Genomic DNA, 14,657 nt, shown 5'->3' with positions numbered 1-14,657 from the left:
GATCAACCGTGCGGGGTGGGGGTGGGGGTGGGGGTGGGGGTGCGGAGTTCGGCCAGGGCGGAGGCCACGCCGTGCAGGAGATCGGTGGCCTCGGTCAGGCGGGCTGCCGCCGGGTGCTCGGTGGTGGGGCGGGCGTCCTCGGCCACGTAGCCGGCGGCGGCCACGACCAGCCGCTCGTAAGCCGACACCCCGCTCTCCAACTGGGCGGTGAGGGTGCCGTGCACCTCGGCCAGCGGCCCGTGCGGCGCGAGCTTGAGCGCCCGCTCCACGCCGGCCACCCGGGCGGCCAGATCACGCAGCGAGCGGTCGGCCTCGGCCGCCTCGCGGACCGCCGGCTCGGCCAGCCCGGTGAGCCGGCCGGACAACCCGTCCAGCGTCGATGCCGCCCGGTCGAGCCGGGCCCACGCCCGCGCGGCCGTGGTGCCACGCAGCGCCAGGCGGGACCGGACCCGGCGTACCTCGGCCAGGACGCCCGGCCCGGCGGGCAGCCGCTCGACGGCGGCGGCCAGCCGGGCGCGCGAGCGGGCGGCGGCCTCGGCCGGGTCGAGAGCCGGCGGCGCCGGCGTGGCCGCGAGGGCCCGCAGGTCGGCCCAGCGCCAGGCGGCGACCGCGATCGTGCTGCCCGCGGCGCCGGCCCAGATCGCGTCCGGCAGGCCGATTCCGGCATACGGGGTCAGCACCGCCGCGGCGCCGCCGAGCCCGCCGGCCAGCACGCTCCACCGGCGGGCGGAGCGCCGCAGCCGGCGCAGTCGACGGAAATGCCGAGCCCGTTCGTCCGCCATCGCTCTCCCCCGTTCCTAGCTGGTGGTGCTCTCCCCGGTGCCACGCTCCCGGCTCATGCTGGCCCGGATCTCGTCCAGCCGGGCGGCGGCGGCCGGGTCGGCGGCGGGCTGCGGCTGCCCGACGGCCGGCGTCTCCTGCCGGCCGGTCAGCCGCTCGCCGGCCATGCTCGACCGGATCTGCTCCAGCCTCGCCGACCCGGCCGAGTCGAGCGTCGCCTTCTGGATCTCCAGCATCCGGCCCTCGACCGAGTTGCCGGCCAGCTCGGCCCGGCCCATCGCGGTGGCGTAGCGGCGCTCGATCCGGTCCCGGACCTCGTCCAGCGAGGGAGTGGTGCCGGGGGCGGTGAGCGCGGACATGGACTCCAGCGAGTGGGCCACGCTCTCCTGCATCTTGGCCTGCTCGAGCTGGCTGAGCAGCTTGGTGCGCTCGGCCAGCTTCTGCTGGAGGATCATGGAGTTGTTCTCGACCGCCTTGCGGGCCTGGGCGGCCGCGGCGAGCGCCTGGTCGTGCAGGGTCTTCAGGTCCTCCGCGGCCTGCTCGGCGGAGACCAGCTGGGTGGCGAGGAGCTGCGCGGACTGCTCGTACCGCCCGGCCTCGGCCTCGTCGCCGCGCGCCCGGGTCTGGTCGGCCAGCACCAGGGCCTGCCGGGCGTTCGCCTGGAGCTGCTCGACCTCGGACATCTGCCGGGACAGCTTCATCTCAAGCTGGCGCTGGTTGCCGATCACCGCGGCCGCCTGCTGGACCAGCGCCTGGTGCTGCCGCTGGGCCTCCTCGACGGCCTGCTGGATCTGCACCTTCGGGTCGGCATGCTCGTCGATCTTCGAGCCGAAGAGCGCCATCAGGTATTTCCAACCCTTGACGAACGGGTTCGCCATCTCCGCGTTGTCCCCTCAGTAGCGTCGCGCCGCCTCGCCCGCGCCCGGCGAGTCGACCGGCGGGCCACGCGGTGTGCCTCCATCGTTCCAGGCGTACGCCAGCCCGGCACCCGGACGACCCTGATCAACAGTACGCGGCGGATGCCACCGGAGCCACGGCGTGGTCGCGCGGAGTCAGGCGGCGCAGACCACGTCCCGATCCGCAGGACGGACCCGGGTGCTGCGCAGCGTCGCCTTGAGCGGCGAGTCCTGACGGACCTGGACGGCCACCGACCCGTCGGAGGCCACCTGGCGAACCGCCCGGTTGGTCGCCTTGCGGACGGCCGACGGGGCCACCGGCGACGACTCGACCGGCTGGTCGGCCACCGGAACCAGCACCCCCGGCAGCTGCTCGGCCAGCGCGACCGTGTCGCTGACCTCGCGCAGCAGCTCGGAGAGACGGGCACCGAGCGCGTCACAGATCGCCGCCAGCAGCTCGCTGGAGGGCTCCTTCTGGCCGCGCTCGATCTCGGAGAGATAGCCGAGGCTCACGTTGGCGGCGGAGGAAACCTCGCGAAGGGTACGGTGCTGCCCCTGCCGGCGCGCCCGCAGTGCGTCACCGATCACCCGGCGTAGCAGGACCATCGCACCTCCTCCTGACGGGACCACCTGCTCCGGGCCGGCCGGCCGTGCCGCACCGGGCGCGGCGGACCGCTCCCGGCGCCGATGCCGTCCGTCGGAGCCTTCCCGCAACCGTACCCGTTGGCCGCCCGCGCGACATCCCGCCCCGCCTCTCCAGTTGCCCGGATCCATCCGGACCACACCCCGGAAGGCCGTCCCCGGGCGAGCCCGCGCTCGGGCGCGTCGCGCCACGCCTCACCGCCGGCCCGCTCCGGCCCGGTCGGCGTCACCCGTCTCCGCGTCGCCCGTCTCGTCGCCGCTCCCGGCGTGCGTCTCCGCGTCGGTATCGGCGCCCGTCTCGGCGGTGTGGATCCGCTCGGCCAGCAACCGCAGCGCCTCGATCACCGCGGCCGACCGGATGTGGTCGCGGCCGCCGTCGAGGTCGAGCCGGCGCACCCGGGTGCCGCCGGGACCGGCCACGGCGACGTACACCAGGCCGACCGGCTTGCCGTCCTGCGGCTCCGGCCCGGCCACCCCGGTGGTGGCCAGGCCCCAGTCGGCGCCGCAGCGGCGGCGGCCACCCTCGGCGAGCGCGGTGGCCACGTCCGGGTCGACCGGCCCGCGCTCCGCCAGCAGATCCTCCGGTACGCCGGCGAGCCCCGACTTGAGCTCGGTGGCGTAGACCACCAGACCCCCCCGGTACACGTTGCTCACCCCGGCGATCTCCACGATCGAGGCGGCGACCAGCCCGCCGGTGAGGGACTCGACGGTCGCGAGGGTCTCGTGCCGCAGCGACAGGCGGTGCACCACTCCCGCCGCCGGGTTCCCCACGGGCCGCTGGTCCCGCGCATCCGTCCCCATGCCGATCCTCTCTACCCCGCCGCCACCGGCCCTACCCACGCGCCCCTGATCCCTGCCCGCCCAGGCGGGAGGGGTTATGGGGTGGGCCGGCGGAGGCGGAGGGCTTGGGCGATGTAGTCGAAGCCGGTCAGCACCGTGACGATGACCGCGGCACCCATGATCCACGGGCCGACGGCGGCCGCCGCGGCGGGCATCGGCCAGAGGTACCAGGTGATGGCGAGGATCTGGAGGGCCGTCTTGATCTTGCCGCCCCGGCTGGCCGCGATCACCCCGTGCCGGATCACCCAGAACCGCAGCCCGGTGATCCCCAACTCGCGCAGGAGGATCACCGCGGTCACCCACCAGGGCAGCCGGTCGTACCAGGACAGCAGCACCAGGGCGGCACCGGTGAGCGCCTTGTCGGCGATCGGGTCGGCGACCTTGCCGAGCGAGGTGATCAGCCCGAACCGGCGAGCGATCCAGCCGTCCGCCAGGTCGGTCGCCGAGGCGACCACGAAGATCAGGCAGGCGGTCATCCGCCAACCGGCGTGGGCCATCCCGGAGGTGACCACGGTGACCGCGAAGACCGGCACCAACGCCAGTCGCAGCGCGGTCAGCACGTTCGCCGCGTTGAGCAGCGGAACTCGCGGCGCCACCGTCGACTCCGCCCCGGTCATCCCCGCACCCCGCTCCGGCCGCCGTGGCATCCCTCGTACCGCACCACGTGGCTCCCCCGCTCCGTCCGGGCCCGTCGTCACCGTGCCGCGCCGGGCGCCGCCGAGATCATCTCATCCGGTACGGCGACCAGGTCGACACCCTCGGTCGCGGTGACCGTGGCCCGGACCAGGTCGCCGGGGCGCAGCGCGGCGAGGTCGACCCCGCCCGCCTCGGGAGCGACCAGGGTGGTCGAACCGTCCACCTCGGGCGCCTGGTGGGCCGCCCGGCCCTCGACCACGCCGTCGGCGATCGAGTCGACCAGCACCTCGACCGTCGACCCGAGCCGCTCCTCGGCCCGCTGCGAGCAGAGCTCGTCGGCGAGCGCGGCGAGCTTGTCGTACCGCCGCTTGACCGTGGCGGCGGAGACCTTGCCGGGCAGGCCGGCCGCCTCGGTGCCGTCCTCGTCGCTGTAGTCGAACACGCCGATCGCGTCGAGCCGCGCCTCGGTCAGGAACCGGACCAACTCGGTCACGTCCTGCCGGGTCTCGCCCGGGAAGCCGACGATGAAGTTGCTCCGGGCACCCGCCTCGGGGGCCAGCGCGCGGGCGGAGGCCAGCAGCTCCAGGAAGCGGTCGGTGGAGCCGAAGCGGCGCATCCGGCGCAGCACCGGCTCGCTGGAGTGCTGGAACGACAGGTCGAAGTACGGCGCCACACCCGGCGTGGTGGCGATCACCTCGACCAGGCCGGGCCGGGTCTCGGCGGGCTGGAGGTAGCTGGCCCGCACCCGGACGATCCCGTCGATCGCGGCGAGCTGCGGCAGCAGCTTCTCCAGCGCCCGGGGGTCACCCAGGTCTTTGCCGTACGAGGTGGAGTTCTCGCTGACCAGCACCAGTTCGCGTACGCCGGTCTTGGCCAGCCACTCCGCCTCGGCAAGCAACTCGTCCGGCGTACGCGAGACGAACGCGCCGCGGAACGCCGGGATGGCGCAGAACGCGCAGCGGCGGTCGCAGCCGCTGGCCAGCTTGAGCGAGGCGACCGGGCCGGTGTCGAGCCGGTGCCGCAGCACCTGCCGAAGGTGGGCCGGGGTGTGCTCGTCGGTCTCCGCGGCCACCCGGGTCGGGGTGCCGTGGCCGGGCAGCGACACCGCCGCCCCACGCCGCTTGACCGGGGTGAGCGGCAGCAGCTCCCGCCGGTCCCGCGGGGTGTGTGCGTCCAGCGCCTCGCCCGCGACGACCGCGTTCAGCCGGGCGGAGATGTCCGGGTAGTCGTCGAAGCTGAGCACCGCCTGCGCTTCGGGCAGGCTGTCGGCCAGCTCACGGCCGTACCGCTCGGCCATGCAGCCGGCGGCGACCACCTTGGCGCCGGTGTCGGCGGCGGCCAGCAGCGTCTGGATCGAGTCCTGCTTGGCCTTCTCCACGAAGCCGCAGGTGTTCACGACCACCACGTCGGCACCCTCGCCGTCGGTGGTCACCTGCCAGCCGTCGGCGTGCAGCCGGGCGGCCAACTCCTCCGAGTCGACCTCGTTACGGGCACAGCCCAGCGTCAGCAGGGCGACACGACGGCCGTCGGGGCCGGAAGGGGAGGTGGCAGACACCATCCGAGGGTACCGGGCCGCGCCGGAAACCCGGCGACGGCCGCCCGCCGCATCGACCGCCCTGCCGGCCACGCGTCCGGGGTGCCCTGGGTCGCCCCGCGCCCGGGTGCCCACGCCCGGGTGCCAGCGCCCGGGTGCCCGCCCGCCAGTTGCGGCACATCGTGGTCTCCACCAGCCAGGAAACCGCAACATGCCGCAACCCGCGCGAGAGGCCGGCCGCCGGTGGGGTGGCCGGCGGGGAGCACGGGTCAGCGGGCCGCGGCACCCACCCGGGCCAGGCGGTCGAGCAGGAAGACCTCCGTGCCGGCGAGGCCGGTGGAGCAGAAGACCGAGATCTGGTCCGCACCGGTCCGGCCGGGGACCGCCCCGGCCAGCACCGCGCCCAGGTCGCGCAGCCGCCCGGCGTACGGCTCGACGGCGGCGAGCATCGGCGGGACGTACGCGGCGGCCTGCGCGGGCGAGTCGGTGACCAGCACATCGGCGGCGTCCAGCAGGTCCGGGCCGAACTCGTGCCGGTCGGTCTGCTTGAAGCCGACGGTGTTGACGTGGGTGCCCGGGGCGAGGTCGGCGGCGGCCAGCACGGGGGTGGTGCTGGTGGTGGCGAGCACCACCATGTCCCGGTCGCGGACCGCTTCGGCGGCCGAGTCGACCGCGCGGGCCGGTACGCCCAGCTCCACGCGGACCCGGGCGGCGAACGCCTCCCGGCGGGCCGGCGTGCGGCTGTGCACGGTCACCTCGCGCAGCCGGCGGACCGCCGCGGCGGCCCACACCTGGGTCCACGCCTGGCGGCCGGAGCCGACCACGCCGAGGGTGCCCGCGTCGGGGCGGGCGAGGGCGTCGACGGCCGCCCCGCCCAGTCCCCCGGTACGCCGGGAGCCCAGCTCCTCGCCGACCGCGATCGCCCGTACCGCGCCGCTGCGGGCGTCGTGCAGCACGACGAGTTGCCCGCTCTCCGGCAGGCCGAAGGTGTCGTAGGACCGGAAGCCGTACCACTCGCCGGTGAGGTGACCTGCGGTGAGCACCATCCGGCCCCCGCCCAGCGAGGCGGACGCCCGGGGCGGGGCGACCAACCGACCCTCGTACGCGGCCAGCAGCGCGTCCCGCATGGCGGCGACGGTGACCGGGGCGTCCAGTGCGGCGACGTCCTCGTCGGAGAAGAGCAGGGTCATGACGACCATGGTGCAACTTGAAGTTGACGTCAACTCCAGCGATGGTGGCCCTTCTCACCGCGGTGGTCGGCTGTGGCGGTGCTAACGTCGGCTGCGGCGGCACTGCCGCCCCGGACGAGTGGTGGGCGTACCCGGTCAGGCCAAGACGCCCCGAGTGAGTGACCACCCGTCCCGGCCCCGGCGGCCGGGCCCCACCCGGCAGAGGTGACCGTCATGGCCTGGATCGTGTTGGTGTTCTCCGGGCTGCTGGAGACCGCGTGGGCGATCGCCCTCGACCGCAGCGCCGGCTTCAGCCGCCCCCTCCCCTCCCTCGTCTTCGTCGTCTCGCTGGCGGCGAGCATGGCCGGCCTGGCGTACGCGCTGCGCGACATCCCGGTCGGCACCGGCTACGCGGTCTGGGTCGGGATCGGCGCGGTCGGCACCTCGCTGGTCGGCATGCTCGCGCTGAACGAACCGGCCACCCTGCCCCGGATCGGCTGCCTGCTGCTGGTGGTCGCCGGTGTGGTCGGGCTCAAGCTGTTCCACTGACGCCCGCGACGCGGGCCGACCCGGAACGCACGGCCGCCTCCGAGGCGTGCCGGGGCGCCCGGCCCGCACGCCGGGTAAGCAGGCCGAACGCCGGGTATGCGGGCCGCCCAGGGTGCGGAACGCCGCCGGTGTCTCGCCCCGCCCGGGCACTCGGGCGGGTGCCCGGAAACGGCTCGGCCGTCCGGTTCGGCGCTCGGCGTGCCGCGGGCTGTGGTCCCCGCACCCATCCGCGAGGGATCGACATCACGGAGGACACCATGGCCCACACCCACGCCACCACCGGCCAGCACAGCGGGGCCCGCATCTACACGATCGTCGCGTTCGTCTTCGCGTTCATCGCGATCTTCTTCCTGCCACCGCTGTTCGGCCTGGTCGGCCTGGTGCTCGGCATCGTCGGCGCGCTGCGGGGCGACAAGCCGCTCGGCTGGTACGCCGCGGCCGCGAGCGTCGTCGGCGCGGTGATCGGCCTGATCATCGGTTACGCGCTCCTGCACCATTGAGTCCCCGTACGCCCGAGGGCCCGCCGGCTGGCCGGCGGGCCCTCGTCGCGGTCCTCCCCGGGGAACGGGACGGCCGAGGCCCGCCCGAGTCCGGGCGGCTAGTGCAGGCGCACCGACGCCCCGGCCGGCGGCCGGCCGGGCGGCACCAGGACCAGTGACACCAGCGCGGCCACGGCGGCGACGACCGCGCTGAAGACGTAGGCGCGCGTGAAGCCGGTGGTCACCACCCCATGCGAGGCCAGACTCGCGGCGGCGACCGTGGAGACGACCGCCACGCCGACCGAACCGCCGAGTTCGTGGAACGTGTTGACGATGCCCGAGGTGACTCCGGCCTCCTCGGGCGCCACGTCGGCGAGCGCGCTGGTGGTGGCCGCCACCAGGGTCATCCCCAGTCCGGCCGCCGCAACGCTGATTCCGATGACCACCGACGCGGACGCGGGCCCCGCGGCGGGGAACGCGGCTCCCAGGGCGGCGACGGCGAGTCCCACGGCGGCCGTCGTCCGGGCGCCGAGATGTCCGACCCCGTGGCTGGCCGCATGGGCACCGACGATGGTGCCGACGGCGACCGGCAGGAAGAGCAGCCCGGTGGTCAGCGCGCTGTGTCCGCGTACCTGTTGCAGGTAGAACGAACCGAGGAAGAAGCTCGCGATCAACAGCCCGGTCGCCACCAGCATCAGGAACCCGGCGGCGGCGACCCGACGGCGGGCGAGGATCGAGAGGTCCACCAGTGGCGCCCGGACGGCCCGTTCGATCACCACGAAAGCCGCGTAGAGCACTGCGGCGAGCGCGAGCGGTCCGAGGGTGGACAGCGCGGCCCAGCCGTGGTCTCCGGCGTTGATCAGCGCGTAGAGCGCCGCCGCGGTGGCGAGCGTGACGGTGAGCGCCCCGGGCAGGTCCAGCCTCCGGCTTGCGCCGCGTGGGGTCGATCTCGGCACGACGACCGGCAGCAGGGCGAGCACGGCGAGCCCGATCGGGACGTTGACGTAGAAGACCCATTTCCAGCCCGGGCCGGCGGTGAGCAGGCCGCCGAGCAGCACTCCGGCGGCCGCGCCGGTGCCGCCCAGGGCGCCCCAGACGCCCAGTGCCCGGTGCCGTTCCGCGCCCTGGAACAGCATGGTGACCAGGGAGAGCGCGGCGGGAGAGAGCAGCGCGGCGCCGACGCCCTGGCCGATCCGACCGCCGATGAGCATCGTGGCGTCGACCGACAGCCCCGCCACCAACGACGACGCGGTGAAGAGCGCCAGGCCGGCGAGGACGGTCCGGCGGGCGTCGAACAGGTCGGCGACGCGTCCGCCGAGGAGCATCAGACCACCGAAGACCAGGGTGTACGCGGTGACGACCCAGGCCAGTGCCGCGCGGTCGAGTCCGAGGTCGGCACCGATGCTCGGCAGCGCGATGGTGACCACGGTGACGTCGAGGATGAGCATGAACTGGGCGACGCTGAGCAGCGCCAGCGCTCGCCAGCGGTGCGGCAGGGACTCGGCCGACGCGACGGCCTGCGGTGGCGATGTGACGTGGGCGTTCATGTGGCGGCTCCCGTACCGGACGGTGGGCGGGCCGGCGGGCCGTCCCAGCCGGCGCCCTAAGTCGAACACTCATGTACGACTTAGAGCCTCACGGTAACCTGAACACGGGTGTTTGACAAAGGAGGATGTGGTGGACGGGACCACCGACGCCGTCGGGACGCGGGGCAAGCGGGCGGACGCGCAACGGAACATCGCCGCGATCCTCGACGCGGCACTGGAGTGCCTGGTCCGGAACCCGGACGCCAACATCGCCGAGATCGCGCGGCGCGCCGGGGTCGGCCGGGTGACTCTCTACGGCCACTTCTCGTCCCGCGAGGACCTCATCGGCCAGCTGTTCACCCGAACCCTGGACCGGGCGGACCGGGCGTTGGATTCGGTGGACCTGACCGGCGATCCCCGGGCAGCCCTCAGCCGCCTCGTCGCGTCGAGCTGGCAGATCGTCGACCAGTTCCGGCACCTGCTCGACGCCGCCCAGCGGTCACTGCCACCCGCCCGTATCCGAGCCGCGCACGAGGGGCCGATGCGCCGCATCGCCGGCCTGATCGAGCGCGGTCAGGCCGAGGGCGTGTTCCGCACCGACCTGCCCGCGACCTGGATGGTCGCGCTGGTCCACACCGTGGTGCACGCGGCGGCGGACGAGATCGCCGACGGGCGCCTCGCCGAACAGGACGCCGCCCGCGTCATCGACGCGACCCTGCAGGCCGCGTACACGCCACCGGCCGGGTGACCCGACCGGCCAACTCTTGGCGCCCTACTCCTCGCCGCGGAGGCCCGCCAGGACCTCCTCCAGCTCGTCCGGCTTGACCAGCACGTCGCGGGCCTTGGAACCCTCGGACGGCCCGACCACGCCCCGGGTCTCCATCAGGTCCATCAGCCGGCCCGCCTTGGCGAAACCGACCCGCAGCTTGCGTTGGAGCATCGACGTGGAGCCGAACTGCGAGGTGACCACCAGCTCCACCGCCTGCACCAGCAGGTCCAGGTCGTCGCCGATGTCCTCGTCGATCTTCTTCTTGCTGTCCTGGGCCACGGTCAGCACGTCCGAGCGGAACTCCGGCTCGCGCTGGTTCTTGCAGAACTTCACCACGTCGGCGATCTCGCGCTCGGTCACCCAGGCGCCCTGGATCCGGAGCGGCTTCGACGCGCCCATCGGCAGGAAGAGGCCGTCACCCCGGCCGAGCAGCTTCTCCGCCCCCGGCTGGTCGAGGATGACCCGGGAGTCGGCGAGCGAGGAGGTGGCGAACGCCAGCCGGGACGGCACGTTCGCCTTGATCAGACCGGTCACCACGTCGACCGAGGGGCGCTGGGTGGCCAGCACCAGGTGGATGCCGGCGGCCCGGGCGAGCTGCGTGATCCGGACGATGGAGTCCTCCACGTCCCGCGGCGCGACCATCATCAGGTCGGCCAGCTCGTCCACGATCACCAGCAGGTACGGGTACGGCCGCAGCTCGCGCTCGCTGCCCGGCGGGGCCTTGATCTCGCCGGTACGCACCTTGCGGTTGAAGTCGTCGATGTGCCGGACCCCGTTGGCGGCGAGGTCGTCGTAGCGCATGTCCATCTCACGGACGACCCACTCCAGCGAGTCGGCCGCCTTCTTCGGGTTGGTCACGATCGGGGTGACCAGGTGCGGGATGCCCTCGTAGCCGGTCATCTCGACCCGCTTGGGGTCGATCAGCAGCAGCCGCACCTCGTCCGGGGTAGCCCGGGTGAGGATCGACACGAGCAGCGAGTTCAGGCAGGACGACTTACCCGCGCCGGTCGCGCCCGCGATCAGGATATGCGGCATCTTCGCGAGGTTGGCCACCACGTAACCGCCCTCGATGTCCTTGCCCAGCGCCACCACCATCGGATGGTGGTCGCCGGTGGCGGCCCGCGAGCGGAGCACGTCGCCGAGAGCCACGTTCTCCGGGTCGGTGTTCGGGATCTCCACACCGACCGCGCTCTTGCCCGGGATCGGGCTCAGGATCCGCACGTCCGGTGACTTCACCGCGTACGCGATGTTGCGGGAGAGCTGCGTGATCCGCTCCACCTTGACGCCCGGGCCCAGCTCGACCTCGTACCGGGTGACCGTCGGGCCGCGGGTGAAGCCGGTGACCGCGGCGTCCACGTCGAACTGTTCGAAGACGCCGGTCAGCGCGGCGATCACCTCGTCGTTGGCCTTGCTCCGGCTCTTCGGCGCGGCGCCGCTGCCGAGCATGTTGGCCGGCGGCAGGGTGTAGTCGCCGGCCAGCCCGGTCAGGGCGAGCTGCTCGGCCCGGCTGGGCATCGGCGAGTGCTCCGGCGGCTCCACCGGTTTGCGGGTCGCCGGCACCTTCGCCGGCCGCTTGCGCGGCAGCACCAGGGTGTCCTGCAGATCGGCGCCGTCGAGGTCGTCGAGGTCGTCCGGGTCCACCAGGTCCGCCGGCGGCGGGACGCGCTTGGCCGGGCGCTTGCGGGCCGGCTTCGGCGTCGCCTCGGCCTCGGCGTCGTCGGTGGCCGGCGCCCCGATGAGATTGCCGGCGAGCAGCCCGAGCCGTTCCGGGATCTTGTTGATCGGGGTCGCGGTGACCACCAGCAGGCCGAAGACCAGCAGCAGGACGAGCAGCGGCACGGCCACCCAGGCGGTGACGGCGGCCTTCAGCAGGTCGCCCACGCCCGCGCCGAGCAGGCCGCCGGCGTAGTCCCGCTGCACCCCGTTGGCCGGGTCCTGTCCGATGTGCAGCATCGCCGCGGTGGCGAGCAGCATCGAACCCCAGCCGACCAGGCCGCGCCCCCGGTGGGCGGGGTCGGACGGGGTACGCAGCAGCCGCCAGGCGCCGACCATCAGCAGCACCGGCACCACGATCGCGATCGCGCCGAGGAAGAGCCGGACGGTGTCGGCCAGGCGTGCGCCGACCGGCCCGGCGCCGCCGAACCAGATGGCCACCGCGCTGAGGATGGCGAGGCCGAACAGCAGCAGCCCGGCGCCGTCGCGGCGGTGCTCCGGGTCGAGGTCACGGGCCGAGGCGGCGTGCCGGCCGGCGGCCCGTACCGCCCAGCCCAGGCCGTGCGCGAGCCCCATCCACAGTGCGCCCACCGCACGACCGGCGTAGGCGGCCGGACTCGGCCGGGCCGCGGGCCGCCGCCGGGGAGCCGCCTTGGCGGCCTTCTTCGCCGGCTGACGGGCACGGCTGTTCGTGGTGCCACGCGGCGACGCGCCGCGCCGCCGGCTCGCCTGAGAGGTACGGCCCGCCATAGAGTCACCGTAACGGCGGGACCCGGTGGATCGCCGCTTTTCCGGGTCGTGTCCGCGCGTCGCAGCACCGACCGCGCCGCAGTCTGTGTTATTCGCCTCAGAAGGGATGCCCCATGGCGTCGCCGGAGATCGAGGACGGTCCGGACGGCCCCCTGGCCGGACACCCGCAGGCGTTGCGGCCGCTGACCGGCGAGCTGATCGCCGCCGTGCTCGCCAACCGGGGGTACGCGGTGGCCGAACACGCCGACGGCGACCTGGTGGGCCGCTGGGAACAGGGCCTGATCTGGTTCCACCGCCGGGGCGTCGCCGGGGAGCTGTTGCAGGTCCGCATGGTCGCCGCGCACCGCTTCGGCATCGAGCGGGTTCCCGACCTGTACGCGTTCTGCAACTCCTGGAACCACGACCGGCTCTGGCCGAAGGCGTTCGTGCACGTGGCCGACGACGGGCTGGCCCAGGTCTGCGGCGAGGTCACCACCGACCTGGAACGCGGCGTCACCCCGCACCAGCTCGACCAGTTCCTCGACCGCGGCATCGCCACCGGCTGCCAGCTCGCCGCCGCCGTGGGCCGCCTGCCCGGCGGGTCGGTCCGGTGACCACCTTCCGCGACCGGGGGCTGGCCGACGCCCTCGCCGACGCCCGGGACCTGCCCGACGGCGAAGCCCGCTGCGCCGAGCTGGAGCGGATCGCCGCCCGGGCCGACGCGACCGGCGACCCGCGTACCGGACTGGCCGCGCGGTTCGCGCTGATCGAGGCGTACCTGCATCTCGGGGAGCGGTGGCGGCTGGTCGAGCCGGTGCGCCGCTGCCTGGCCGCGCTCGACCGGTACCCCGGGCTGCTGGACGGCCGCGCCGGCGACGCCGAACGGCTGCGCCGGCACCAGCGGCAGGCGGTGGAGGCGCTGTTCGGCACCCCGCGGATCAGCCTGGACCAGGCCCGCTCCCTCCTGGACGACCTGGCCGAACGGCTCGGACCGGACGCCGATCCGGTGGCCGAGCTGCGCTGCCGGCTCGCCGACCACCTCGGCGACGAGCCCACCGCCCGCCGCGAGTACGCCCGCTGGCCCGACGGCCGTTCCGACTCGGCGCGCCGGACGCCGCGCCACGATCCGGAACAGCCGGACGGCCGCTCCGGCCCGACGGGGTCGGCGGCACGCGACCCGGCCGCCGCCGGGCGGCGTTCGCGTCGGGGCGGCGATGGGGTCGCTGCCGCCTCTGGAGCTGATGTCGCAGACGATTCAGCGGGCCGGCGGTCCGCCAGCGACATCAGCTCCACGGTGGGGCTGGGGCACGGCTGCCCCGGGTGCGCGCCGGCGCGGCGAGCCGAGCTGCTGGCCGGCTGGGGGGAGCCGGCGGCCGCCCTGGCGGCGCTGCGACCGGTGTTCGACGGTGAGGTGAGCTGCACCGACCAACCGGAACGTGCCCTCGCCGTGGCGCTGCTGCCGTGGCTGCGCACCGGCGCGGCCACCCGCGCCGCCCGGGCGCACGTACGGGCGTACCGCCGGCACCGCCGCGAGCGGACGGCATTCCCGCTGCTCGCCGCGCACCTGCGATTCTGCGCGCTGGGCGGGCACCTGGACCACGGGCTGGACCTGCTGGCCGAGCAGCTGCCCCGGCTGGACCGGCCCGCCGACGACCTGTCCGCGATGGAGTTCGCCGCGGCGGGCGCGCTGCTGTGCGGGTTGGCCGTCGAGGCCGGTCTCGGCGGGCGGCGGATGCACCGCCCGGGGCACGGGGCACGGCCGGCGGCCGAGGTGGACGTCGCCACGCTGGGCGGCCAGCTCCAGGCGCTCGCCATCGAGCTGGCCGGCAGCTTCGACGCCCGCAACGGCACCGGGCACCAGTCCGGTCGGATCGCTTCCTGGCTGGCCGAACGGCCGGTCGCCGACCCGGTGCCGCTGCCCGCCGAGGACGACGTCGACGACTGGCCGGACGACGACCCGGCCGAACCGGGCCCGCCGGGCGAGGACGATCCGGTCCCGCTCAGCCTGGCCCTGCTCACCGCCGCCCTCGACGTACGCGGCGACGGCTACGCGGTGCAGCCGGACGGCACGGTGGTGGGGCGCTGGGGCGAGGCCGTGATCCAGTTCCGCCGGCTCGGCCGCCGGGGCGAGATCCTGCACGCCCGGGTGGTGGCGACCCGCCGGCTGCCGGCCGCCCGCCACGCCGAGGCGTACGCGTTCTGCAACGCCTGGAACCACGACCGGCTGCTGCCGGCGGCGTACGTGCACGACCCCGGCGACGGGACGCTGGTGCTGGCCGCCGACGTCACCACCGACCTGGCGTACGGGGTGGCCCCGGCGCAGCTCGCGGTGCTGGTGACGGCGGCGGTCAGCACCGGCGCCGCGTACGCCGAGGCGGTTGCCGCGCTGCCCTGA

General features: G+C 74.7%; 14 protein-coding genes and 1 riboswitch. Of the genes, 5 read left to right on the top strand and 9 right to left on the bottom strand.

The genetic code is table 11. The features are described from left to right. Positions 1–2: 2 nt before the first annotated feature. From pspM to GA0070604_RS07145, 7 genes are all read right to left on the bottom strand, one after another. Positions 3–782: a phage shock envelope stress response protein PspM gene (gene pspM / locus GA0070604_RS07175; protein ID WP_091116155.1), complete on the bottom strand. Its 780-nt coding sequence runs from the start codon at positions 780–782 to the stop codon at positions 3–5. Positions 783–797: 15 nt separating this feature from the next. Then, complete coding sequence (locus GA0070604_RS07170; protein ID WP_091116150.1) at positions 798–1,658, bottom strand: PspA/IM30 family protein; 861 nt, start codon at positions 1,656–1,658, stop codon at positions 798–800. A gap of 174 nt (positions 1,659–1,832) precedes the next feature. Beyond that, positions 1,833–2,282, bottom strand: a complete 450-nt coding sequence (locus GA0070604_RS07165; protein WP_091116146.1) for a helix-turn-helix domain-containing protein — start codon at positions 2,280–2,282, stop codon at positions 1,833–1,835. Between the two features lie 231 nt (positions 2,283–2,513). After that, positions 2,514–3,119: a CinA family protein gene (locus GA0070604_RS07160; protein ID WP_091116142.1), complete on the bottom strand. Its 606-nt coding sequence runs from the start codon at positions 3,117–3,119 to the stop codon at positions 2,514–2,516. 74 nt (positions 3,120–3,193) lie between these two features. Further along, complete coding sequence (pgsA, locus tag GA0070604_RS07155; RefSeq protein ID WP_091116139.1) at positions 3,194–3,775, bottom strand: CDP-diacylglycerol--glycerol-3-phosphate 3-phosphatidyltransferase; 582 nt, start codon at positions 3,773–3,775, stop codon at positions 3,194–3,196. Between the two features lie 77 nt (positions 3,776–3,852). Further along, positions 3,853–5,352, bottom strand: a complete 1,500-nt coding sequence (gene rimO / locus GA0070604_RS07150; protein WP_091116136.1) for a 30S ribosomal protein S12 methylthiotransferase RimO — start codon at positions 5,350–5,352, stop codon at positions 3,853–3,855. Positions 5,353–5,597: 245 nt separating this feature from the next. Continuing rightward, positions 5,598–6,518 carry an ornithine cyclodeaminase family protein gene (locus tag GA0070604_RS07145; protein WP_167363406.1) on the bottom strand — a complete coding sequence of 307 codons (921 nt, stop codon included), beginning with the start codon at positions 6,516–6,518 and terminating at the stop codon, positions 5,598–5,600. Positions 6,519–6,608: 90 nt separating this feature from the next. Continuing rightward, a riboswitch (guanidine-III (ykkC-III) riboswitch) is annotated at positions 6,609–6,673 on the top strand. 58 nt (positions 6,674–6,731) lie between these two features. Here GA0070604_RS07145 and GA0070604_RS07140 point away from each other — a divergent pair. Then, positions 6,732–7,046: a DMT family transporter gene (locus tag GA0070604_RS07140; RefSeq protein WP_091116129.1), complete on the top strand. Its 315-nt coding sequence runs from the start codon at positions 6,732–6,734 to the stop codon at positions 7,044–7,046. A 257-nt stretch (positions 7,047–7,303) separates the two neighbouring features. Then, the gene (locus tag GA0070604_RS07135) at positions 7,304–7,546 is read left to right on the top strand and encodes a hypothetical protein (RefSeq protein ID WP_091116123.1); all 243 of its coding nucleotides are present in this window, start codon (positions 7,304–7,306) and stop codon (positions 7,544–7,546) included. Between the two features lie 98 nt (positions 7,547–7,644). Here the strand turns inward: GA0070604_RS07135 and GA0070604_RS07130 are convergent, their stop codons facing one another. Then, the gene (locus tag GA0070604_RS07130) at positions 7,645–9,072 is read right to left on the bottom strand and encodes an MFS transporter (RefSeq protein ID WP_091116120.1); all 1,428 of its coding nucleotides are present in this window, start codon (positions 9,070–9,072) and stop codon (positions 7,645–7,647) included. 130 nt (positions 9,073–9,202) lie between these two features. Here GA0070604_RS07130 and GA0070604_RS07125 point away from each other — a divergent pair, with 130 nt between their 5' ends. After that, a complete protein-coding gene (locus GA0070604_RS07125) occupies positions 9,203–9,799 on the top strand; it encodes a TetR/AcrR family transcriptional regulator (protein ID WP_244161778.1) in 597 nt (198 codons plus the stop codon). 24 nt (positions 9,800–9,823) lie between these two features. Here GA0070604_RS07125 and GA0070604_RS07120 read toward each other — a convergent pair whose 3' ends face one another. Continuing rightward, the gene (locus GA0070604_RS07120; protein WP_091116113.1) at positions 9,824–12,283 is read right to left on the bottom strand and encodes an FtsK/SpoIIIE family DNA translocase; all 2,460 of its coding nucleotides are present in this window, start codon (positions 12,281–12,283) and stop codon (positions 9,824–9,826) included. A gap of 113 nt (positions 12,284–12,396) precedes the next feature. Here GA0070604_RS07120 and GA0070604_RS07115 point away from each other — a divergent pair, with 113 nt between their 5' ends. Together GA0070604_RS07115 and GA0070604_RS07110 are read left to right on the top strand one after the other, a co-directional pair. Next, the gene (locus tag GA0070604_RS07115; RefSeq protein ID WP_091116109.1) at positions 12,397–12,876 is read left to right on the top strand and encodes a type III secretion system chaperone family protein; all 480 of its coding nucleotides are present in this window, start codon (positions 12,397–12,399) and stop codon (positions 12,874–12,876) included. 80 nt (positions 12,877–12,956) lie between these two features. Beyond that, positions 12,957–14,657: a type III secretion system chaperone family protein gene (locus GA0070604_RS07110; RefSeq protein WP_452312071.1), complete on the top strand. Its 1,701-nt coding sequence runs from the start codon at positions 12,957–12,959 to the stop codon at positions 14,655–14,657.

Origin of the sequence: Micromonospora eburnea (assembly GCF_900090225.1) — a bacterium.
GTDB classification, from domain to species: Bacteria; Actinomycetota; Actinomycetes; order Mycobacteriales; family Micromonosporaceae; genus Micromonospora; species Micromonospora eburnea.
Note: the sequence above shows the minus strand (reverse complement) of the source record. Positions and strands in the feature narration are given on the sequence as shown.

Bases quoted from the DNA above. Each gene is read 5' to 3' on its own strand.
- GA0070604_RS07170 (WP_091116150.1), bottom strand. From the start codon at position 1,658: ATGGCGAACCCGTTCGTCAAGGGTTGGAAATACCTGATGGCGCTCTTC.
- GA0070604_RS07120 (WP_091116113.1), bottom strand. From the start codon at position 12,283: ATGGCGGGCCGTACCTCTCAGGCGAGCCGGCGGCGCGGCGCGTCGCCG.
- pgsA (WP_091116139.1), bottom strand. From the start codon at position 3,775: ATGACCGGGGCGGAGTCGACGGTGGCGCCGCGAGTTCCGCTGCTCAAC.
- GA0070604_RS07130 (WP_091116120.1), bottom strand. From the start codon at position 9,072: ATGAACGCCCACGTCACATCGCCACCGCAGGCCGTCGCGTCGGCCGAG.
- rimO (WP_091116136.1), bottom strand. From the start codon at position 5,352: ATGGTGTCTGCCACCTCCCCTTCCGGCCCCGACGGCCGTCGTGTCGCC.
- GA0070604_RS07140 (WP_091116129.1), top strand. From the start codon at position 6,732: ATGGCCTGGATCGTGTTGGTGTTCTCCGGGCTGCTGGAGACCGCGTGG.
- GA0070604_RS07135 (WP_091116123.1), top strand. From the start codon at position 7,304: ATGGCCCACACCCACGCCACCACCGGCCAGCACAGCGGGGCCCGCATC.
- GA0070604_RS07145 (WP_167363406.1), bottom strand. From the start codon at position 6,518: ATGACCCTGCTCTTCTCCGACGAGGACGTCGCCGCACTGGACGCCCCG.
- pspM (WP_091116155.1), bottom strand. From the start codon at position 782: ATGGCGGACGAACGGGCTCGGCATTTCCGTCGACTGCGCCGGCTGCGG.
- GA0070604_RS07115 (WP_091116109.1), top strand. From the start codon at position 12,397: ATGGCGTCGCCGGAGATCGAGGACGGTCCGGACGGCCCCCTGGCCGGA.
- GA0070604_RS07160 (WP_091116142.1), bottom strand. From the start codon at position 3,119: ATGGGGACGGATGCGCGGGACCAGCGGCCCGTGGGGAACCCGGCGGCG.
- GA0070604_RS07165 (WP_091116146.1), bottom strand. From the start codon at position 2,282: ATGGTCCTGCTACGCCGGGTGATCGGTGACGCACTGCGGGCGCGCCGG.